This window comes from Ramlibacter sp. (genome assembly GCF_050250995.1).
Lineage (GTDB): Bacteria > Pseudomonadota > Gammaproteobacteria > Burkholderiales > Burkholderiaceae_C > Ramlibacter.
The window spans coordinates 1-18,791 of sequence record NZ_JBFWNP010000074.1 but is presented as its reverse complement, the minus strand read 5'-3'; the positions used below and the strand labels follow the sequence as shown (position 1 = coordinate 18,791).

Genomic DNA, 18,791 nt, shown 5'->3' with positions numbered 1-18,791 from the left:
GTTGCGCTGCGTCGATTCGCGCGCGGTGAGGATCTGCTCGATCTCCAGGAACACCTTGTCGCCGGCGTGGCTCGTGCGAAAGAGGTTGGCCTCGAGCAGCACGTGGTGCCAGTGGTCGCGGCCGGCCCAGTCGGTCGACAGGAGCAGTTCGTCGGCGAGCGCGGCCTTGAGGAAACGCGCGCTGCCTTCGGCCTCCATCGCCGATTTGCCGCCGGTGCGGCGCGCCTCCAGCGTGTGCAGCTCGATCAGCTGCGACAGCTGCTGCGACAGCGCCTGCGCGACGGCCGCGGCCTCGTTGTCGGCGACCTGGCGCACGGCTTCGACCGCGCGGCGCAGCACGCCGAAGAAGTCGCGGAACTGCACGGATGCGAGGTCGACGCCGCCCGCGGTTGCGGGTCGGGCGTCGGCGAGTGCGGGCAAGGTCGACGAGGTCATGGCCTATCCCTTGGTGAAGAGCACGAGTTCCTGCGGCCGCTGCGAGGTGCTCGTCTCGTTGGCGTTGCTGATGACCAGGGCCTGGTCGGGGACGATGACGTTCTCGCTCGCCTCGACCGCGAAGAGCGTGTAGCCCGAGCTCGAGCGCACGCCGAGCTCCGGCGCCTCCTCGATCACCCTGCGCGGCGCGCCGAGGATGCGGCGGTCGCTGAGCGTGGTCCACACCGTGCGCGAGCCGATGATCGCGCCCGACATCCAGGCCACGTGGTCGCGCTCGCTCTGGCCGCGCAGGCCGACGATGAGCCGCGGGCCCATCCACTGGGGCTGCATGTCCAGCGCGAACATGCGGCCGTCGAAGCCGAAGATCTGCGTGCGCCAGTCCTGGCTGACCTCGGCCACGAGGTCGGACACGGCCAGCAGCACGGGCTCGAGCGCGGCCAGCGGGTCGGCCGGGTCCCACGCGGGCGGCAGCAGCGGCACGTTGCCGGGGCGCAGCAGGGACAGCGGGCCGAGCTGCGCGCACAGCGCCACGTACAGGCGGTAGGGCGAGGACTCCGGCGCGCGCAGCACGGCCTCGAGCAGGGGCAGCGCCTGCACGAGGCTCGCGAGGCGCGCCTTCTGCTCCAGCATGCCGATGCGGTCCTCGAGGCGCGAGGACGGATTGGCCGTCTGCTTCGCGATGAACGCGGCCTTGCTGCGCATCTGCGCGGCAAGCGCGAGCGCGCGGCGATGCACGTCGCTTTCGCGCGGCACGGCCAGCAGCGCGGGCAGGAAGGCGCCGCGCCGGAAGACTTCGTTGTCGCGCCGCACGGTGAGCAGGCGCAGGTGCAGGTACACCGACGAAGGCACCTCGCCGGCCACGAGCGACAGGTTGGCCGCCGCACGCGGAATGTCGATGGGCAGCGCGTCCGACACTTCGTCGGGCACCGGCTCCGCCGGCACGCCGCGGAAGCGCGAGGGCTGGCCCTGCCCGCGCACCGAGCGCGAGCGGCCCACGGCGAGATAGATCGGCAGTTCCTTGTCGGCCATCTGCTCGGCGAAGGCCTCGAGGTCGATCTGCAGGTCGACGCCTTCGTTGCGCTCCGACGAGTACGACACCGCCATGCCGTCGGGCATCACGGCTTCGAGGTTCAGCACGCGCAGCAGGCCGCTGGTGAGCAGGTTCTCGTCGATCTCGAGGCGGCGGACGCCCCAGGCCATCGGGTCGGCCGCGAGGCATTGCCACGCGACGAGCTGGTCGATGCGCGCGCTTTCCTGCTGGAAGTGCTGCGGGGACAGCAGCATCCCCTCGTGCCAGAGGATGCGGTCGGGGGGGAAGCTCGGTTTCATGACTTTCCTGATTCGGGGGTCGTCGGGCGGGCGCCGGCTCAGCGGGCCGCGGCCGGCTTCACGGCGCCGGCCTTGAAGCCCTTGGCGCCCAGCTGCACGAGATAGGCTTCGGCCGTGAGCAGCATCCGCTCGCGGTGGTCGCCCGGCGGCGGATAGCTCGCGAAGGCCAGCACGGCCCACGCCTTCTGGTCCTTGAACGATTCGAACGGCACGCGGATCGACTGCCGCGGCACGAGTTCGTAGGAGAGCACGCTGATGCCCTCGGGGAAGGACTTCACGATGTCGCCGCGCGCGGCGAACCAGCGCGACGCGGGCGTGGTGGCGAGCTGTTCGACCAGCGTCTGCTCGCGCACGAAGACCACGTCGATCGCCACGGGGCTGTTCTGGTTGGCGTCGTCGGCCGCGGTGATCGTGAGGCTCTTCCAGTCGGGCGTGGTCGGTTTCGGGCCGAGCCCCACGGCGCCCTTGGCGGCCTGCCACGTGCTGTCGATGGCGGCGCAGCCGGAGGCGAGCGCGGCGGCGGAGGCGAGCGCGGCGACGGCGCCGCGGCGGGAGATTTTCGTTGGGGTCATGGCTTGACGCTCCTCGCGCCCGAGGGCTGCAGCAGGGCGGGAACTTCGGGCACGGCGGACGGCAGGGCTTGCGCCTTGCGCAGGCCGAGGCCGAGGCCCGCGAAATAGGCGGCCGCCAGCGCGCAGGCAACCAACACGGCTGCCGCGGCGGCGCGTCCGCGGGTGAGCTCGAATCGGAACTGGGAGGCCGCCGCGAGCGCAAGCGCCGGCCCGGCGGCGGTCGCCGGCTTTTCCTTCGGCAACCCCCTGGACACGAGCGCGATCAGCGCGCCCGACAACAGCATCGACACCACGTTGCGCAGCCCCTCGCAAATCACTTCCAGCAGGATAAAGGCGGGCAGCAATGCTTCCATCGGTAAACCCAGGTAACCGAGAACAATGCCGCCGGCCGTGATGGAACGCACACCCGTGACGTTCACGGAGACGAAGGCGGCGCCCATCGACACGCCTGCGATGAGAACGAGGTCGAGCGTGCCGAGTTCCTTGCCGTAGACGTTGGCGACGAACACGGCCAGCACCGCGAAGAAGGCGGCCTCGCCCGCGCGCAGGAAGGCCGGTGCGAGCGGCGCGGTGAATTCGACGAGGTCGCGCCGAAAGCCCAGGCGGTTGCACATCGAGTCGATGAAGGACGGGATGGCGGCGGCCGGCCCGGAGGAGAACAGCGCCACCACCAGCGGCCGTTCGAGCGCGCGCAGCACGTCCCACGACGAGCGCCCGAGGTAGGTCGCCATGCCGACGGTCGAAACGGCCGCGATCAGCGACACCGTGACGAAGAACGGCAACAGGAAACTTTGCATCAACAGGAGCCCCTCCGCACTGGCCGTGCTGGCCACCGTCGCGGCCAGCGCGAACGCCACGACCGGCAGGAAATCGCTCAGCCGGTCGATGAGCAGTTCGAGGGTACGGTAGATCGGCTCGAATTGCCCCTGCAACCATGCCGCCTGCTTCTGCGGCTGTGCCGCGAAAGCAACAGCGAAGAACACGGCGCACAAGAGGATGGCGGGCAGCGAGCCCGAGACGAGCGCGAAGAAAAAGTTGTTCGGCACGCGCCACGGCTTGGCCGGCGGCGCGACGACCTCCTCGGTCTCGCGCAGGCTGACCACCGTGTAGGGCACCTCCTTGAGCGCCATCGCGCCGAGAATCGCGACCTGCTGCTCGGGCATGTGGGCGCCGGAGCCCACGGTCTTCGCGAGTCCCGCGGCGAGCAGCGCGCACGCGGCCATGGCGATCGCGCCGCCGCCCACGAGCGCGACCAGGCGCATGCCGGCCTGCGGCAGCGAGACGATGCGGCGCAGGCCGAGGAACACGCCCACGACGATCAGCGGCACGGCCGCCATGTTCAGCAGCGCGAGGTAGGCCGTGCTCGCCGCGGCGAGCTGGGGCGCGGCGCGCGGGAACAGCCCGCCGGTGAGCGCGCCCAGCACCAGCGAGACGACGAGCATCGCCGGGTGGCGCACCAGAGCGAGCAGCGCGTCCTTCCGCTTCTTGCGCCGGATCTCACTTGAGTTCATTGAGCACCTTCTCCACCGTCAGCTTCTCGCTGCCCTCGAGATACTGGTTCGCCACCGCGAGCAGCGCATGGTCGCGGTAGCCGACGGCGATGCCCAGCGTGTCCTCCAGGTCGCTGAACGCCACGGTCTTCAGCGTGATCGCGAGCGCGGGCTGCTGCGAGAGCGCGCGGCGCACCTCGAATTCGTCGCGATAGGCGCAGGCCACCTCGCCCTTCTTGACGGCGGCGACCAGCGCGTCCCAGTTGGGATAGGTCACCCGCTTCGCGTGCGGAAAATTCTCGGCGGCGAAGCCGTGGTAGGAGGTGCCTTCGATCACGCCGATGGTCCCGCGGAAATCGCGCACGACCTGGTCGAGCGTGCGGTCCTTGCTCAGCCGCTGCAGTTCGACGCGGTTGAGAAGAAAGGCGTGCTTGAGCCGCAGGTAGGGCTCGGAAAACATCACGGCCTGCTGCCGCTTGAGCGTGCGCGAGAGCTTGCTGATGCCCATGTCGGCCGCGCCGCGCCCCACCATCTCGATCACCTGGTCGAAGGATCTCGGCGTGCGGTCGATATAGAGGGTCACGCCGATCTCGAGGGCGAGCTGTTCGGCCATGCGCACGTCGGAACCCAGCAGCTGACCCTCCTTGTCCTTGCGGTAATAGAAGGGCGGCGAGTCGTTGGAATTCATCGCCACGATCAGCTCGCCGCGCGCCTGCACCCGCGCGATGTCGGGGGCGACCCATTTGCCGCCGCGCCCGATCACGAGGCCCGGCCCGAAGGCATGCGCGAGTCCGGCCGCGGAGGCCAGGCCCAGCACGCATGCGTCGCGGCGATTCATCTGCACCGGCCTCCTCAAGGCCTGGGCGCCGGCGCGGCCACGGGTGCGGCCGCCGCCGCGGGTGCGGAGGTTGCGGAAGGAACGAGCGAGTCGATCTTCGCCTTGGCCGCGGTGGCGGCATCGGCGGCCTGTTTCTGCGCGCCCTCCACGGCGCTCGTCGCGCTGGATTCGAGGCTCGTCACCGCGGCGCGCGTGCTGCCCTTGGAACGCTGGCCGACCTGCAGGCCGAGCAGGAAGAGCAGGACGAAGAGCGCGAGAAGCGTGACGAGGCCCACGGCGACGAGTCGCGGCGTGAGGCTGAAGCGGTATTCCATCTGCATATGTGTATCTCCTCTCGTGGCTCGCTCAGGGAACCGTGTGCGTGAACTGGCCCGGCATGTTGATCGAGATCACCCCGCCCCAGTTGCACATACATTTCGAACTGTCGTTGAGGACGGGCATGTTGCCAAGCAGGACAGTGGGTCCGCCGGGCACCCAGGGGGCGGCCGTGACGGGAATGCACGGCATCGGCGTGAGCACGCCGAGCGCCGCCGCGGTGGCTGCCGCCACCATCGGATTCGACGGCGACTGGCACATGGCGAACGGAAGGATGTTGACCATCGGCTTGTTGTCCATGATGTTGGCCGAGGGCATCACGCCGTCGAGGCAACAGTTGGCCGGCAGCACCATCAGCGACATCGGGGCCATGCCGAAGGTGCATTGCATCAGCGCGCCCATGCAGACTGCGTTGCCCATGGCCTAGTCCCCTCTCACGAATCGTTGGAGACGGTCGATCACGCCGGGGGGCGCGCCGGAGGCATCCATGCGGTCGCCATCGGCGTCGAAGCGTTGCGGCGGCGCGATCGGCTTGCCGTCCTTGTACGTCGTGACCTCCATCAGCTCGCCGCCCGGCCAGAAGCGTTCCACCTTGCCGTGCAGCACGTTGGCCTTGTAGCGGCAGATCTGCACCACGGCGCCCTGCGCGTCGTAGTCGATCGATTCGCCTTCGAGCAGGCCGGCCTTGTAGACCGCCTTGCGCATGCGGCGGCCTTCGTGGAAGAACTCCGCCGGGCCGGTGATCTTGCCGTCCTTGTACGTGAGCTTCGAGCTCAGCTGCCCGCCGAGGTCGAACGAGCGCGAGGGGCCCTGCAGCACGCCCTTCACGAAAGTCTGCTCGGAAGCCAGCTTGCCGAAGACGAAGATCTTCAGCAGCCCGTGGGGCACGCCGTCCTTGTACTGGCACTGCTGCACCGGCACGCCGTCCGCGTCGAACGCCTCGGACAGGCCGTGGAGCTTGCCGTCCTTGAACTCGGCGCGGAAGGTGGGCTGCCCCGAAGCGCCGAACTGCTCCAGCGGCCCTGTGAGCTGGCCGTCCTTGAGCTCGCAGCGCAGCTCGACGCCGCCCGCGTCGTTCAGTTGCTCGACAGGCCCGGAGTGCGGCAGGTCCTGCGGCAGCGCGGGTACGTCGGGGGTGGCGGCGGTGGCGGGCGTGTCCATGTTCAGTTCACCTTGGTCATCGCGCCCTTGAGGGTCAGGATGCCGCCGGCCTCCACCGTGCCCATGCCCGAGGCCTTCACGTTGATGATCGGGGCCTTGACGTCGGCCTGGATCGTGCCCTCGGCGACGACGTTCATCTTCGCCTTGATGTTCGCGTTCATCGTGCTGTCGAGCGTCATGTCCATCTTCGACTTCGCATCGAGCGCCGCGCCCGAATCGAGCGTCATGGCGGCGCCCGACTTGACCGTGACGGCCGCCGAGGACTCGATGTTCATCGCGCCGGTCGACTTGAACGTCACCTTGCCGCCGACTTCGATGGTCAGGTCGCCGTCGATCTTGAGCACGTGGTTCTTGGTGACCGTCTGGTTGTAGTTCGCCTTGTTGGTGTGGGTCTCGTCGCCCTCCACTTCCACCAGCCGCGTGGTCTTGACCTTGTGCGTCTCCTTGCCCTTCTTGACCTCGATGGTGCGGTCGCCCTCGTCGACCGTGTGCGTCTCGGCGCCCTTCTTCACCTGCGTCGTGAGGGCGTTCTCGATCTCCACCTTCATGTCCTTCTGGGCATGCATGTAGAGCTCTTCGGAGTCCTTCTTGTCCTCGAAGCGCAGCTCGTTGCCGGCCGTGCCCGACTTGCTGGAGCGCGTGCGGATGATGGTCTGCGTCTGGTTGTCGGGCAGCGTCGCGGGCGGCGCGTTCTCGGCGTTGTAGACCGCGCCGGTCACCAGCGGCCGCTCGGGGTCGCCGTTGATGTAGGTGATGACGACCTCCTGGCCCACGCGCGGCAGGAACATCGCGCCGAAGGTCTTGTCGGCCACCGACTGCGCCACGCGGATCCAGCACGAGGCCTTGTCGTCCTTCTTGCCGTCCTTGTCCCACGGAAACAGCACCTTGATGCGGCCATGCTTGTCGGTCCAGATCTCCTCGCCGCTGGAGCCGACGACCAGCGCCGTCTCGCAGCCCGCCACGCGCGGGCGCGACGTGAGGACCGGCGGGCGAAACGGGGTCGCGGCGGGGAAGGCCTCGAACGAATTCGTGTACATGTCGTCGCGCGCCGTGTGATGCACCCGGCGCAGCACATGCGCGGCGTTGAGCGCGGCCACGAAATGATCCTTCAGCGTGAACTTGCCGCCGGCCGTGAACGCATACGCGAAGCTGTCGCCGCGCAGCACTTCGGCGGCAATCTGGCTCGCTTCGACGCGCAGCTTGGCGATGGCCGTGCCGCCGGCCGCCGCCGTGTGACCGACGCCGAACTCGTAGGTCTCGGTCTCCCCGGCGCTCGCCGAGTGCGTGCCTTCGAGCGAGGTGCTGGGCGTCTCGAAGTTGTAGTCGTTGACGGTGGCCTTCTTCAGCACGACCGTGTGCTCGCGGGCGAAGCTCGTCACCGTGTCCACCGAGTTCTGCAGGCCGTTGCCCGGAAAGAAGCGGATGCTCGCGGAGTCGGGGATGTCGGTGAATGCCGAAGCGGAGTCGCCCAGCATCATCGTGTGCGCGCCCGAGGCGAACTTGAACCAGTAGAAGATGCCGGCCTGCTCCATGAGGCGCGAGATGAAGTCGAAGGCCGTCTCGTCGTACTGCACCACGTAGTCGAGCGCCGTGTACGAGCCGGAGACCTTGGAGTCGTCCACCGTCACGCTGAAGGTGCCGAGCACCGCCTTGACGATCTCGGGGATCGTCTTGGCCTGGTAGATCTTGCGCCCGCGCGACAGCGTGAGCAGCCACAGCTTCGGCACGATCTCGCAGTCGTAGTTGGCGAAGTCGCGGTCGAAGCCGCTGTGGACGAAGCGCGAGCAGATGCCGTTGATGTAGCGCTCGGGTCCGTCGGTGATCGCGAGCTTCACGGTCACCGGCTTGCCGACGATGGTCGCCGCCGCGAGCGCCGTGCTTCCCGAACGCATGTGGAGGTGGAACTTGAACATCTCCGAGATGCCCTCGCTTCCCTCCACCGCGTCCAGCAACAGGTCGTCCGTGCCGAATGGCGTCGTCAACGTCATCAGCCGGGAGTCCTGCTTGAAGCCGGTCTGCAGCGCCATCAGTTCCTCGCCAGGGGCTGGTCGGTGAAGTTGTAGCCGAAGGAGCCGTCGGCGCCGACGACCATCTCGACCGCGGTGAACGGCTTCTGCTCGGACATGCGCTCGAGCACCTGGGAGGACAGCACCGGCAGCACCGAGTGCGTGAGGATGTAGTCGATGTTGCGCGCGCCGCTGTCGGTTTCGGTGCAGCGCGCGCTGATCTGCGCCGTCACCTCGTCGTCCCACGTGAAGATGGCGTTGTGGTTCTCGAGGAAGCGGTCCGAAAGCTTCGCGAGCTTGAGCGCCACGATGTTGCGGATCTGCTCGTCGCCCAGCGGGTAGTAGGGCGCTATCACGAGGCGGCCGAGGAAGGCCGGGCTGAACTGCCGCAGCAGGTGCGGGCGCAACCGCTCGACGAGCAGCTCGGGGTCGGGCCGCTTGCCGCCTTCGCACGCCTGCGTGATGACGTCCTGCGCCGCGTTCGACGTGAGCAGGATCAGCGTGTTCTTGAAGTCGACGGTGACGCCCTCGCCGTCTTCCATGTTGCCCTTGTCGAACACCTGGAAGAAGATCTCGAGCACGTCCGGGTGCGCCTTCTCGACCTCATCGAGCAGCACCACCGAATACGGCCGGCGGCGCACGGCCTCGGTCAGCACGCCGCCCTTGCCGTACCCCACGTAGCCGGGGGGCGCGCCCTTCAGGCTGGAGACCGAATGCGCCTCCTGGAACTCCGACATGTTGATCGTGATCATGTTGCGCTCGCCGCCGTACAGCATGTCGGCCAGCGCGATCGCGGTCTCGGTCTTGCCCACGCCGCTCGGGCCCACGAGCATGAACACGCCCACCGGCTTGCCCGGATCGTCGAGCCCGGCGCGGAAGGTGCGCACGCGCTTGGCGATGGTGTCGAGCGCGTTGTCCTGGCCCACCACGCGCTCGCGCAGGCGGTCGCGCAGTTGCAGCACGGTGTGGATCTCGTCGGCCATCATCTTGCCGACGGGAATGCCCGTCCAGCCGGAGATGACGTCGGCCACGGTACGCGGCTCCACGTAGAGCGGCACCATCGGCTCGTCGTCCTGGATCGCTTCAAGTCCTTTTTGCAGGCGCTGCAGCGTCGCGCGGCGCGACACGCGCTCGTCCTCGTCCTGCACGTCCGAAGCGCCCGCCGCGATCTCGCGGCGCAGCGCGATGATCTCGTCGACGGCGCCGCGCTCGTCCTTCAGCTTCTGCTGCAGCTGCGTCTGGCGCGCGCGCTGCGCGTCGGCCTTGGCCTGCAGCGTGGCGATTTCCTCCACGTGGTCCTCGCCGCGCGCATGCTTCTGCTGCGCCAGGCGCAGCTCTTCGCCCGTGAGCATGATCTCGCGCTCGAGGGCTTCAAGCTGCCACGGCTGGCCCGACTGGCCGATGGCCACGCGCGCGCAAGCGGTGTCGAGCACGCTGATCGCCTTGTCGGGCAGCTGGCGGCCGGTGATGTAGCGGTCGGACAGCCGAACCGCGTCCTCGACCGCCTCGTCGAGGATCTCCACGCCGTGGTGCTTCTCGAGCGTGGCGACCATGCCGCGCAGCATCTCCACCGCGACGTCGACGGCGGGCTCCTCGACCTTCACCACCTGGAAGCGGCGCGCGAGCGCGGGGTCGCGCTCGACGTACTTCTTGTACTCGGCCCAGGTCGTGGCCGCGATGGTGCGCAGCTCGCCCCGCGCGAGCGCGGGCTTCAGCAGGTTGGCGGCATCGCCCTGCCCTTCGGAGCCGCCCGCGCCGATCAGCTGGTGCGCCTCGTCGATGAACAGCACGATGGGCGTGGCCGAGGACCGCACCTCGGAAATCACGGACTTCAGCCGGTTCTCGAACTCGCCCTTGATGCCCGCGCCGGCCTGCAGCAGGCCGAGGTCGAGCGTGCGCACCGCCACGCCCTTGAGCGCCGGCGGCACGCTGCCCTGCACCACGCGCTGCGCAAAGCCTTCGACCACCGCCGTCTTGCCCACGCCGGCCTCGCCGGTGAGGATGGGGTTGTTCTGGCGCCGGCGCAGCAGGATGTCGACGATCTGGCGGATCTCGTTGTCGCGGCCGCGGATCGGGTCGATCTTGCCCTCGCGCGCCTGCGCGGTGATGTCGATCGTGTACTGGTCGAGGTTGGGCGTCGAGGTCGGCTTGCCCGGCTGCATCTGCGGCATCTGCGGTCCGCCGCTCGCGCCCCCGTTGCCGCCGGCCGCCGCGCCGCCGGCGGGCGCCGCGCCCGGCACGCCGCCGCCGTCCTCGCTCGAGAACGACAGGATGCCCGGCAATTCCTTGCGCAGCGTCTCGCGCGGAATCTCGAGCAGCTTCGGGGCGCTCTCGATCAGGTGGCCGCGCAAGGCATCGACCTCGAGCAGCGCGAGCATCACCGTGCCCGAGCGGACCTGCTGCTGCCCGAGGATCATGGAGCTGAGCAGCCACGCCTCCTGGAACAGCGGAATGAATTGCGGCGACAGGGCGGGCGTACGGCCGTTGCCGCGCTTGAAGCCGTCGATCGATTTCTGCAGACCCGTCCTGACCGCCTGCAGGTCGACCGCGAAGCGTTCGAAGATCTGCTTCAGGTCGGGCGCGGGACCGTCGAGCAGCTGCAGCAGGAAGTGCTCGACATCGACGTTGAAATGCGTGAGCTTCACGCACACTTCGGCGGCCGTGGACATGGCGCGCTTGCATTCGGGGTTGAGCTTCCCGAGCAGGGTGCGGATGTCAATTTCCATGCGTCGTCCTTGCGTCGGTGACGCGGTTCTCGCCGGCTTCGGTCGCCTTGTCGGCCTCCTCGGTCTCGCCGGCGGGCTGCGTTCGCAGCACGAATTTCGGATGTTGGGGCGCCCAGCGCGGGTGCGCGGCGTCGCCTTTGGGGCGCGGCGCGCTGCTCAGCCAGGCCGACAGGCCCAGGCGCGGCGGCAGCGCGGCGTCTTTCGCAAGCGTCGAGGGCGGCGGGTCGATCACGCCGGTACTCAGCACCACCTTCACGTCCCGCTGCAGATGCCGCGCGGCCAGCCAGCCGAGCAACGCATGACCCTTGCCGCCCGGCAGGAGCGAGGCGAACTTCGCATGCGGCAGCGACGGCGTACTCAATTGCAGCCCGGCCTCCTGGTCCCACGCCCGCTGGCCGAGGCTGCCGCCCGCGCCGAGCCGCATGCGGTTGCGCCCGCGCGTGCGAAGCGAAGCACGCTCGCTGTCGGCCAGCGCATGCCAGCCGCCGTCGAACTGGACGCCCTGGAAGCGGATGCCCATCCGGTCGCGCAGCAGCGCGAGCAGCGAGGCGAGCGAGCGCGGCGCCGCGCCCTGCAGGCCCGCGTGGCGCAGCCAGGCGCGCTCGCCGGACGGGCCGCGCGCGCCTTCGGCGCGGCCGAGGCCCGAGAGCGCGTCGAGGCAACGCAGCAGCGCGGCCTCCTCGTCCAGGTGCTCGCCGTGCAGCGCGACATGGTGCTTGCGTCGGCCGCGATAGAGAAACGCGAGCAGCCGCTGGTTGAAGATGTCGAGGAATTCGAGGCCCGCCTTGTCTCCCGCGCGGCGCCGCTCGAGCAGCAGCTCGGTGAAGGGCGTGGGAAGCGGACCCTGCGGGCCGGCCAGCGAAAGCGCGCTGGAGCGCAGCGTCAGCGGCGGGCCGGCCTGCTTGCTGTCGTCGATGCCGGCGATGTCGCTCGCCGCGAACGACATCTCGACGTGCGCCGCCAGCCGCACGGTCTCGTCGAGCCCGATCGAGGTGCCGATGGGCCGGCGCTCGGGCTGCGCCCGCTCCAGGAGGCTGAGCGCCTGGAACAGGTCGAAGCCCTGCGGCTTCTCGGTGAGCGTCTGGATCAGATCAGACATTGCCGCCCGCTCATCGGAGGCCACCGCATCCACTCCTCGCCGTTGCGCTGCACGGACAGCCGAACGAACGAATTGGCCGAGGTGTACAGGGCGAAGAAGCGCGACAGCACGCTCGCCAGCACGAGCGGCGAGGTGCCGACGAAGGCATCGGTCTCGAATTCCAGCTGCACGTCGGTGCCGCGCACATGGCCGCGCCAGGCATCGCTGCCCAGGCGCGCGGTCGCCATGCCGGCCGACAGGTGCTTGATGCCGCGCACCTGCGCCTGGTCCCGCGCGCTCTCGCCGGCGAACAGCATCATCATCTGGCGCAGCGTGTGGACGCCGTTGGTGCCGTCCACGAGCGAACGGTGGTTGAGCCGCAGCAGCGACACGAGCGACCACAGCGCCTTCGAGCCGAGCACGGGTTCGCGCTGCGAACTCGGCTGGTACAGCGCGCGCACGCGCGTCGACGTCGACACGCCCTCGGCCCAGAAGCGGGTGCCGGGAGGCAGCTGCTCGGCGAGCCGGCGGTTGGTACACAGGCACTGCGCATAGACCACGAGGTCGCCGGTCACCGCGCGCACGTTGGCGCGGTCCACGAAGCTCAGGTACACGTCGGTGCCCGCGATGTCCTTGCGCAGCGTCAGGTCGCGGCGCAGGTTCCAGAACAGCGTGGCCGACTCGCCGTCGTCGCTGTCGGGTTCGCTGAAGACGCTCGGGATGCGCACGGGACGGTCCGCGCGCGGATCGGTGGCCGTGACGCCGATCACGGAATGCACTTCGGTGATCGACTCGCGCTGGTAATCGGGCACGAGCAGGTACTCGTACTGGCGCCGGTCGAGGCGCAGCGGCTCGCCGGTGCGCGTGAAGAGGTTGACCGCGGGCGAGCAGCCCAGCATGAAGTTGTCGGTCGACAGCAGCGACAGCACGCGCGCCGTGCGGTCGAACACGAAGCGCAGCGAGAACTTATGCCCCGTGCCGAGCCGTCCGCGCAGACCCTTCACGTCGAAGAACTGGAACTTGCGCGGGAAGGCGAAATATTCGAGCAGCAGCCCGTAGGCCGGATGCGCATGGGCCGGCTGCGGCAGGACCTCCTGGCCCTCGTCGAAGCCCACCGGCTGGATCGGCGACAGCGGATGCACCGCGCCGCCGCCGGCTTCGAGCTCGAGCCGCTCGATGCCCGTGATCAGCAGCTCCTGCAGCGGCATGGTCGTGAGCAGGTCGCCCGCGAGGTGCAGCCGCAGCGTGTCGAGTTCGAGCTCGGACACGTCGTTGCCCGGCTCGCACATGAAGTCGATGCGCAGCGTGCGCGAGTCCTCGAGCCGCACGGCCGACACCTTCAGCGGCCACAGCGTGGTGTCCCACGCGAGCTGGAAGCGGCAGTTCTCGCCAGAGGCGGCGGTGGTCGACAGGCCGGTGCCGCGCGGCACCGCGATGCCCGACATGACCTTGCCCTGCGACGCGTCGAGCGTCATCTGCACCACCGTCATGGCGGGCACGGGCTGCGTGAGGACGGGGCAGAGGTTGTCGAGCAGCGCGCCGGCGATGGCGGGGAACTCGCGATCCATGTCGCGATGCACGCGCGCCGTGAGGAAGGCGACGGCCTCGATCAGGCGTTCGGTGTGCGGGTCGGCGGATTCGGCGCCGGAGAGCGACAGTCGCTGGGCAACCTTGGGGTAGCGGGCGGCGAAATCCACGCCCTGCGCGCGCAGGTACGAGAGCTCGCGGCGGTAGTACTCGAGGATGTCGTCCTGGGCTCTCACTGGTCTTTACCGGCGCGGTCGTGCGGGTGCATGCGTGGGGACATGTCTGCTTGCATGATCGCCGGTCCTCCTGCTTGTCATCGTTTTCATGCGCCGCCTTCGAACTGGACGGTCTGCGAATCCATGGTCACGTCGAAATCGACCCGGCACAGCTGGTTGCCCGTGCTCACCGCGGCGGCGATGGCCACCCTGGCGGAGCTGTTGCGCTTGGGGTCGCGCGCGGCCTTCACCTGCACGTGCTGCAGACGCGGCTCGAATCGCGCGATGGCGCGTGCGACCACCGCCTCGAGCTTCGCGAGGTCCTCCGCCGACTGCGCGGACAGCGTCAGCAGGCAGGGCATGCCCCAATACCGGACGGGAAAATCCGCGTCGGTATCGGGATAAGACAGAAAGTCCGCGACGGTCATGCCGTTGCGGACGTTGAAAAGGCGGCCCAGGTCGCGCTGGAGCGACGACATGAGACCGCCGGAGTCCATGAGCCGGCCGTCGAACGACAGGTCGGCCGCGCCGGCGATCCGGTCGAACAGCGGAACCGGATTGGCGGCGACGAACTTGGTCATGATCCTTCCCGCTGAGAACGTGCCCGCGTCGCCGCGGGCGCGCCCGTCAGTCGGCCTTCATCGTTTCCAGGTTCCAGTTCCAGGTGGCCGTGCCGGCCGCCGCGGAGTCGGTCTTCTGCTTCGTGTAGTCGCACTTGATCTTCGTGAAGTTGATCGAGAAGCTGTCGGAAGGCAGCCCGCCGCCGGCGGCGGTGCTGATGTTGGAGACCATGGCGTTGGTCATCTCGTAGGTCAGGAACGCCATGTAGTCGCCATTTTCCACGCGGCCCACGTGCAGCTTCGCGAGCGGCACGTTCGTGCCGCGCGTGCAGGCCGTGTACAGCTCGGGCGTCGACAGATCCGACATCTTCGAGAACGTCAGTTCCGTGAACGAGGGACGGCCCGCGGTGCGCTCCGTCTGCGAGGCATCCATCTGCATCGGCAGGGCGACGCCATGCGAATACGACTGGACGATGATCTTGCCGATATAGCCCGTGATCTCGCAGTTGCCCTTGATCGCGTCGGCCATGTCCAGAATGAGAACGTCAGACATTTTTCATGCTCCTTGAAAAGACGGGGGCGGCTTCCTTGCCGCACCCCGTCGGGACTAGCTCTTGTTGAACGAAACCCGCTCGATCAGGCCGCCGGCGCCGGCAGTTCGGCGACGAGGCGGATCGAGGTCGTCAGCTCTTCCATCTGGAAGTGCGGACGCAGGAACACGGTGGCGGAATACGCGCCCGGCTTGCCGGCCACGTCGTTCACGTCCACTCGGCCCTCGGCCAGCGGGAAGCGGGCCTTCTCGCCCTGCGTCGCGTTCGGGCTCAGGAGCACGTACATCGCGAGCCACTGGTTCAGGTAGTCGGACACGCTCTGCTTGGTGGTGAAGCTGCCCACCTTGTCGCGCATGATCACCTTGATGTAGTGCGCGAAACGGGAAGCGGCCAGCACGTACGGCAGGCGCGACGACAGCGCCGCGTTGGCGTTGGCGGAGTCGAGGTTGTACACCTTGGGCTTGTTGACCGTCTGGCCGCCGAAGAAGGCGGCGAAGTCGGAGCCCTTGGAGTTGACGACGGCGATGAAGCCGAGATCGTTGAGCTCCTTCTCGCGGCGGTCGGTGATCGCCACTTCGGTCGGGCACTTCAGCACCACGTCGCCTTCATCCGTCTTGTACGTGTGGGCGGTCATGCCTTCGACCTTGCCGCCGCCTTCGACACCGCGGATCGCGGTGGTCCAGCTGTGCTTGGCGAACGCATCGGTGATGCGCAGGCCGAGCTGGTAGGCGGAGTTGGCCCACAGGTACTTGTCGTGGTCCTTGCCGTCGACGTCTTCCTCGAAGTTGAAGTTCTCGACCGGGTTCGTCTTGGCGCCGTAGGGCAGGCGCGCGGCGTAGCGCGGCAGCACCAGGCTGACGTAGCGGGAGTCTTCCGAGTCGCGGAAGCCGCGCCAGGAGACGAGCTCGGCGCTTTCGAAGATCTTGGACAGGTCCCGAGGCACGCCCAGCTCGGTGTACGACTTCATGTCGAACAGCGACGGCGCGGCGGCGGCGATGAAGGGCGCGTGCGCGGCGGCGGCGACCTTGGAGATGCGCTGCAGCAGGGCGATGTCCTGCGGGTGGCGGCCGAACGTGTAGTCGCCGATCAGCACGGAGTAGGGATGGCCGCCGAACGTGCCGTATTCCTCTTCGTAGATCTTCTTGAACAGCACGCTCATGTCGTGGTCGACGGCGCCTTCGAGGTCCTTCAGGAGCTCTTTCTTGGTGACGTTGAGCAGGCGCAGCTTCAGGCGCGGGCCGGTCTCGGTGCCGAACACCATGTCGTGCAGGCCGCGCCAGGAGCCTTCGAGCGCCTGGAACTGCTCGTGGTGCATGATCGCATTGAGCTGGTCGGTGAGGATCTTGTCGATCTCGGCGACGCGCTCGTTGATCATGGCAACCACGCCCTTGTCGGGAGCGGCCTTCATGCCTTCGTCGAGGATCTGCGACGCGAACTGGCCCAGCAGCTTCTTGGCGTAGGGCTGTTGCGACGGCTCGACGGCCATCTTGCCTTCGCTGATGATGCGGTCGAGGGTGGACAGTTCCGCGGTGGACGCTGCTGCGCCGCCTTCCTGTGCGGTATCGGTAGCCATGTGTTAGCTCTCTTTCCGTGTTGGGTTGCGTCAGGCGGCCGGGGCGGCGTCTGCGGCTTCGGGCGGAGCGGCTTCCTTGATGGCCTTCAGCTCCTCGGTGTTCTGCAGGATGTTCTCGAGCAGGTTGTCGAGCTCATCGTTTCCGTCGAGCTTGCCCAGCAGGTCGCGCAGCTGCTGGCGCGCTTCGAGCAGGCGATTCAGGCGGGGGATCTGCTTGACGATCGCTTCGGGGTGGAAGTGGTCGTATTCGCGGAAATTGAGTTCGACCTTCAGGTTGCCCTCGCCCTTGAGCGTATCGGGCACGGACATGTCGAGGCGAGGGGCGATCTTGCCCATCACTTCGTTGAAGTTGTCCCGGTCGATTTCGATGAACCGGCGCTCCTTGAGCTTGGCGAGCGGCTTCAGCGGCGCACCGGACAGGTCGGCCATGAGGCCCACCACGAGCGGCAATTCCTTCTTCTCGATCGCGTCGCCGATTTCCACGTCGTATGTGATCTGAACACGGGGCGGGCGATTGCGCCCCACCCATTTTTGCAAGCTATCAGACATTCGCATTCCCTCCTTGGGAGAAATGAGACCGCAACAGGAGGGCGAGGAAAGTCCCGCCCCTCACTCCATGACATCGCGCTACAGAGTGAAACGATGCTAGTTCACATACGCGACACCTCGCAACCCCTGCCCCGCAGTTTTTACAAGCACTCACACGCACGCGTTTGTGGATGTGCTTGAAGCGTTGCGGATGCGTTCTCCACTGGGGACGCGCATCGTGCATTTCCCACGCAACAACGAATGGAGGATCGCGTGGATGTCAACACCGGGAAAGTCCCTAGATTCAAGGTGTGGGAGGCTTTGCACCAACGATGCGTGACCACAACGACTTCATCTTGGAAGTCACAGGTCCTTCCTTCGCGACTTGCGTTGTCGTGCCCGCATCGCCGGTCAAGGGGCCCTGTACATCGGAGGGCTTCACTGAAATCTTCTGGTCGATTCCGGAAGCGATGTCCTCGAGCCTCGATGGCGTTCCTGCAGAGCTGCCCGAGGGCGGCGTGCCCACGTTCGTGTTGGCCGAAGTCGTGCCGGCGGAGCCCGTGTTCGTCGACATCGGATGCGTCGATGCCGTGTTCGCGGATGCGCCGTTCGGTGCGGCCCCGGAAGTCGTCGACGTGCTCGCGCTGCCGCCCGGCATCTGTGCCGACTGCGTGCCCGGCGTCCCCGTACCCCCCGATATGCCGTTCGTCCCCTTTGTCACTTCACCCGCATTCCCGGTTGCATTCACGCCACCGCCGTCGCCTGCGCGCTTGACATCGTCGAGCGAAGGAGCATCTTTCGTGGGATTGCGCAGATCGCGCATCGGGTCCCTCGCCGGGTCGCCGAAATCCTTCGTCGGATCCTTCAGGTCGCTGGTGGGGTCCTTCCAATCCTTGGTCGGATCCTTGAAATCCCTGGTCGGATCTTTGATGTCCTTGGTGGGGTCCTTGAGATCCTTCGTCGGGTCCTTGAGATCTTTCGTCGGGTCCTTCAGATCTTTAGTCGGGTCCTTCAGATCCTTCGTGGGATCCTTCAGGTCCTGCGTCGGGTCCCGGATGTCCTTCGCGGGATCATTGATGTTCTTCGTCGGATCCTTGAAGTCCCCGGATGGATCCGAAGCGTCCTTCGTCGTGGGCTTCGAGGCCTGTGCGTCCTTCGCGTCGAGGGTCTTCGCGTCGCCTGCGTCCTTTGCAGTGCTCGAGCCCTGGGCATCGCCTTTCGTACTCGCGGAGTCGGCCCTGCCCTGCTGCGTGTTCGATGAGTCGCCGGCGGAAGTCGATGCGTCCTTGCCTGCGGTGTCCCGGGCCGCTGCGTCCGACGTCGCCGCGTCCTTGCTGCCGGATGCATCTTTCGCGGGTGTGTCCTTGCCGGCTGCGTCTTTGCCAGCGGCTTCCTTGCCGGCAGCACCATCCTTGCCGGCCGATGGATCCTTCGCGGCAGAGGAATCCTTGCCCGACGCATCCTTTGCGGTGGCTTCCTTGCTTCCAGCCGCGTCGTTGCCGGTGGTTGCGTCCTTTGGTGCGGCGTCCTTTGGTGCGTCGTCGCCTGGTGCTGCGTCCTTGCCAGCGGCGTCCTTGCCTGAGGCCTCGCCTCCTGCCGCATCCTTGCTCGCAGAGTCACCCGTCGCTGCATCTTTGTTGCCGGCGGAATCGCCGCCCGCGGGCTCCTTGCCGGCTGCATCCTTGCCGGCAGCATCACCACCTGCCGCATCCTTGCCGGCTGCATCGCCGCCTGCTGCGTCCTTGCCCGCTGCATCGCCACCTGCTGCGTCCTTGCCCGCTGCATCACCGCCCGCTGCGTCCTGGCCCGCTGCATCACCGCCCGCTGCGTCCTGGCCCGCTGCATCGCCACCCGCTGCGTCCTGGCCCGCTGCCGCGCCGCCCGCGG

The 18,791-nt window shown here is 67.8% G+C and carries 16 protein-coding genes and 1 pseudogene; all 17 read right to left on the bottom strand.

What is annotated here, in order from left to right:
- The coding region (locus tag AB7E83_RS26510; protein WP_428574223.1) for a DotU family type IV/VI secretion system protein at positions 1–435 on the bottom strand (435 nt) is incomplete at its 3' end.
- Between the two features lie 3 nt (positions 436–438).
- The gene (tssK, locus tag AB7E83_RS26505; protein ID WP_428574221.1) at positions 439–1,764 is read right to left on the bottom strand and encodes a type VI secretion system baseplate subunit TssK; all 1,326 of its coding nucleotides are present in this window, start codon (positions 1,762–1,764) and stop codon (positions 439–441) included.
- Positions 1,765–1,802: 38 nt separating this feature from the next.
- A complete protein-coding gene (locus tag AB7E83_RS26500; protein ID WP_428574219.1) occupies positions 1,803–2,336 on the bottom strand; it encodes a hypothetical protein in 534 nt (177 codons plus the stop codon).
- Positions 2,333–3,847, bottom strand: a complete 1,515-nt coding sequence (locus AB7E83_RS26495) for a cation:dicarboxylate symporter family transporter (RefSeq protein WP_428574217.1) — start codon at positions 3,845–3,847, stop codon at positions 2,333–2,335. Before AB7E83_RS26495 ends, AB7E83_RS26500 begins: the two co-directional genes overlap by 4 nt.
- Positions 3,834–4,664 carry a substrate-binding periplasmic protein gene (locus tag AB7E83_RS26490; RefSeq protein WP_428574215.1) on the bottom strand — a complete coding sequence of 277 codons (831 nt, stop codon included), beginning with the start codon at positions 4,662–4,664 and terminating at the stop codon, positions 3,834–3,836. Before AB7E83_RS26490 ends, AB7E83_RS26495 begins: the two co-directional genes overlap by 14 nt.
- A 14-nt stretch (positions 4,665–4,678) precedes the next feature.
- A complete protein-coding gene (locus AB7E83_RS26485; protein WP_428574213.1) occupies positions 4,679–4,984 on the bottom strand; it encodes a hypothetical protein in 306 nt (101 codons plus the stop codon).
- 25 nt (positions 4,985–5,009) lie between these two features.
- Complete coding sequence (locus tag AB7E83_RS26480; protein ID WP_428574211.1) at positions 5,010–5,399, bottom strand: DUF4280 domain-containing protein; 390 nt, start codon at positions 5,397–5,399, stop codon at positions 5,010–5,012.
- 3 nt (positions 5,400–5,402) lie between these two features.
- Positions 5,403–6,140 (bottom strand): toxin-antitoxin system YwqK family antitoxin, encoded by a 738-nt coding sequence (locus tag AB7E83_RS26475; protein WP_428574209.1) that lies wholly within the window; start codon positions 6,138–6,140, stop codon positions 5,403–5,405.
- A 2-nt stretch (positions 6,141–6,142) separates the two neighbouring features.
- Positions 6,143–8,167: a type VI secretion system Vgr family protein gene (locus tag AB7E83_RS26470; RefSeq protein ID WP_428574207.1), complete on the bottom strand. Its 2,025-nt coding sequence runs from the start codon at positions 8,165–8,167 to the stop codon at positions 6,143–6,145.
- Positions 8,167–10,872: a type VI secretion system ATPase TssH gene (gene tssH, locus AB7E83_RS26465; protein ID WP_428574205.1), complete on the bottom strand. Its 2,706-nt coding sequence runs from the start codon at positions 10,870–10,872 to the stop codon at positions 8,167–8,169. Before tssH ends, AB7E83_RS26470 begins: the two co-directional genes overlap by 1 nt.
- Complete coding sequence (gene tssG, locus AB7E83_RS26460; RefSeq protein WP_428574203.1) at positions 10,862–11,971, bottom strand: type VI secretion system baseplate subunit TssG; 1,110 nt, start codon at positions 11,969–11,971, stop codon at positions 10,862–10,864. The genes tssH and tssG overlap by 11 nt, the downstream gene beginning before the upstream one ends.
- The gene (gene tssF / locus AB7E83_RS26455) at positions 11,959–13,713 is read right to left on the bottom strand and encodes a type VI secretion system baseplate subunit TssF (RefSeq protein ID WP_428574201.1); all 1,755 of its coding nucleotides are present in this window, start codon (positions 13,711–13,713) and stop codon (positions 11,959–11,961) included. Before tssF ends, tssG begins: the two co-directional genes overlap by 13 nt.
- A gap of 86 nt (positions 13,714–13,799) precedes the next feature.
- Positions 13,800–14,273: a type VI secretion system baseplate subunit TssE gene (tssE, locus tag AB7E83_RS26450; RefSeq protein ID WP_428574199.1), complete on the bottom strand. Its 474-nt coding sequence runs from the start codon at positions 14,271–14,273 to the stop codon at positions 13,800–13,802.
- 46 nt (positions 14,274–14,319) lie between these two features.
- Positions 14,320–14,805: an Hcp family type VI secretion system effector gene (locus AB7E83_RS26445; RefSeq protein WP_428574197.1), complete on the bottom strand. Its 486-nt coding sequence runs from the start codon at positions 14,803–14,805 to the stop codon at positions 14,320–14,322.
- 83 nt (positions 14,806–14,888) lie between these two features.
- A complete protein-coding gene (gene tssC / locus AB7E83_RS26440; protein WP_428574195.1) occupies positions 14,889–16,376 on the bottom strand; it encodes a type VI secretion system contractile sheath large subunit in 1,488 nt (495 codons plus the stop codon).
- 30 nt (positions 16,377–16,406) lie between these two features.
- Positions 16,407–16,925 carry a type VI secretion system contractile sheath small subunit gene (gene tssB, locus AB7E83_RS26435; protein ID WP_428574193.1) on the bottom strand — a complete coding sequence of 173 codons (519 nt, stop codon included), beginning with the start codon at positions 16,923–16,925 and terminating at the stop codon, positions 16,407–16,409.
- Positions 16,926–17,208: 283 nt separating this feature from the next.
- Positions 17,209–18,791 (bottom strand): annotated as a pseudogene (locus AB7E83_RS26430) (hypothetical protein); the annotation flags it as partial.